Origin of the sequence: Streptomyces prasinopilosus (genome assembly GCF_001419695.1) — a bacterium.
Lineage (GTDB): Bacteria > Actinomycetota > Actinomycetes > Streptomycetales > Streptomycetaceae > Streptomyces > Streptomyces prasinopilosus.
Map to the genome: position 1 here is coordinate 1 of NZ_LIRG01000793.1, position 2,312 is coordinate 2,312.

A 2,312-nucleotide genomic window follows, 5' to 3' on the forward strand; every position below is an offset into this window, starting at 1 on the left:
CCGTGGGCGGTCCCCCGGGCGGAGTCACGCCGGGTCGTGGTGACGTGCGGTCCGGCGGGCCCGTCGTGCGGGCTCCCCGGCCCCCTCGCGGGGCCGGGCCGCGCGCGACGGACCGTCCGGGTGTCCCGGTGTGTTCCGGTCCGGTGGCCGGGTGCGGGTCCGGGGACTACGGCTGACCGGGACGGTCCTGGCCCCGGTCCCGGTCCATGCCGAGCCGGTCCTCGACGTGCCGCTGCCCGGTGTCGACGTGCTGCTCGTAGGTGCCGCCGGTCCTCTCGTTGACCTTCTTCTCCGCGGCGTCGGAGACCTTCTTCGCCTTGTCCTGCGCCGCGCGGTTGCTCTTGAACTTGTCGAAGATGCCCATCCGGAGCTCCTTCCCGGGTGACTCAGCACCGACCCTACGCGGAACCTGCGCCGTATGCCCCTTTTGTGCTGATGTGGTCTGGACCTCTCGCTGGCTACCGTGGAGGCAGTGAGATCCCGGCCGCTCGGGGACGGGTGCAAGGTGCAAGGAAAAGGGGGCGCCGTGAGGCGGTACTCGACGAGGTTCCCGGCGGACGCGCAGCGGGGCGGAGCGGGACGTGCGGGAACGGCGGGCGGGCGGGCGCGCCGTCGCGGCGCCCCCGGTGCCCCGCGCCGCACCGGGCGCGCCGCGGTCCCCGCGCTGGCCGCCGCCCTGCTCCTGACCGGCTGCGAGGCCCTGGAGGAGGGCGGTTCTCCCGCCGTGCGCGACGGCGGGGCGCAGGCGGACGGACGGGCCGCCGGCCCCCTGGACAACCCGAAGGGCGTCGAACCCGGCCTCGCCCCGCTGACCGGGGAGGCGGACCGCACCGCCGCACGCGAACTCATCGCGACGGTGCGGACCAAGGGGCGCGGCCCGAGGACCGGATACGACCGCGACGAGTTCGGCTACGCCTGGAAGGACACGGCCGACGGCGTCCCCTTCGCGAGGAACGGGTGCGACACCCGCAACGACCTCCTCCAGCGCGACGGGCAGGAGCTGCGGTTCAAGTCCGGCTCCGACTGCGTGGTCGTGGCCATGACCCTGGCCGACCCGTACACCGGCAAGAGCATCGAGTGGCGCAAGGCGAAGGCGGCCGAGGTCCAGATAGACCACGTGGTGCCGCTCTCGTACAGCTGGCAGATGGGGTCCTCCCGCTGGCCGGTGGCCAAGCGGGAGCAGTTGGCGAACGACCCCCTCAACCTCCTCCCGGTCGACGGCGGCACCAACTCCTCCAAGAGCGACTCGGGGCCCGCGGCCTGGCTGCCGCCCAGCAAGCGGATCCGGTGCGCGTACGCGGTCCGCTTCGCCCAGGTCGCCGTCAAGTACGAGATGGCGGTGACCGCCGCCGACAAGGAGATGATGCTGCGGCAGTGCGGCGGCTGACCTCCTCCCGTGCCGCGGCGGGGCGGCCCGCCGCGTTCCGCGGGACCCCCGCCGCGCCTCCTCCGCGCGGCGGAGGCGCGGCGGGGGCGCGGAACGGCACGGAACGGTCGCGTCGGCAACGGTTCGGTACACACCGGGACCGGTTGTCCCCGGCGGCCTATACGCTCGGACTCCCCACCGCGTTCTGCTCCGCGCAGACCCGCGGACCCGCACCACCCGTCCCATCGGCCACACCGGTCCAGGAGCAGTCATGTACGGCCACGGCGCGGCGCCGCCCCACCGCAGCACGGCGACGGTCATCACCCTGCGCGTGCTGATCGCCGCCGCCGGCTTCCTGTCGTGCGGACTGCTGTCCTGCGTACCGCTGTTCCGGGTCGCGGTCCTGCGCGGGCGCCTCCTCGACTGGGTGCTGGCGTGGGTCAGCCTGCCGCTGTCCCTCTTCTTCCTGATGGTGATCGGCGCGCTGCCGGAGGCGGATCCCCGCACCGACGTCGCCCTCTACTTCCTCCTGTCCCTGGGCGCCCTCGCCGCCGCGTACTACCTGACCGTGGACATCCGCCACGCCCGCCCGCCGTACCCGCACGGGACGCACGGCCCGCAGTCGCCCTACGCCGCGACGATGCACGCGCCGGGCGGCGCCCCCCTCCCGTACGGCTACCCGCAGCCCGCGTCGCCGTACGCGCAGACGGCCGTCCCGCAGCCCGTGCCGCCGCAGCCGCCCCGGGCGCCCGTCCCGCACCACGACCCGTCGCCCCCCGCCGTCCCGCCCGTGCCGCCGCCGCGGCCCCCCGGGCCGGCCCGCATCGACCAGGTGCGCGCCGAACTCGACGAGCTCAGCGACTACCTGCGCAGGAGCGACGGCGGCCGGGGCCCCGGCAACGACCGGGGTGACGGGTGGGCGTGACGGCGAAACGGGTGATCGCCG

The 2,312-nt window shown here is 75.1% G+C and carries 3 protein-coding genes; 2 read left to right on the forward strand and 1 reads right to left on the reverse strand.

Annotation, left to right across the window (positions count from 1 at the left end; all coding sequences use genetic code 11):
- Window positions 1-166: 166 nt before the first annotated feature.
- Entirely contained in the window at window positions 167-364 is a 198-nt protein-coding gene (locus AOK18_RS26535) for an antitoxin (RefSeq protein WP_055574868.1), read from the reverse strand.
- A gap of 300 nt (window positions 365-664) precedes the next feature.
- Between AOK18_RS26535 and AOK18_RS26540 the strand changes: the two genes are divergently transcribed.
- Together AOK18_RS26540 and AOK18_RS26545 are read left to right on the forward strand one after the other, a co-directional pair.
- Window positions 665-1,387: a GmrSD restriction endonuclease domain-containing protein gene (locus tag AOK18_RS26540; protein ID WP_055695979.1), complete on the forward strand. Its 723-nt coding sequence runs from the start codon at window positions 665-667 to the stop codon at window positions 1,385-1,387.
- 250 nt (window positions 1,388-1,637) lie between these two features.
- Window positions 1,638-2,291 carry a hypothetical protein gene (locus tag AOK18_RS26545; RefSeq protein ID WP_055574867.1) on the forward strand — a complete coding sequence of 218 codons (654 nt, stop codon included), beginning with the start codon at window positions 1,638-1,640 and terminating at the stop codon, window positions 2,289-2,291.
- Window positions 2,292-2,312: the final 21 nt, after the last annotated feature.

Excerpts from the sequence above, each read along its gene's own strand:
- AOK18_RS26545 (WP_055574867.1), top strand. The coding sequence starts at position 1,638 with ATGTACGGCCACGGCGCGGCGCCGCCCCACCGCAGCACGGCGACGGTC.
- AOK18_RS26535 (WP_055574868.1), bottom strand. The coding sequence starts at position 364 with ATGGGCATCTTCGACAAGTTCAAGAGCAACCGCGCGGCGCAGGACAAG.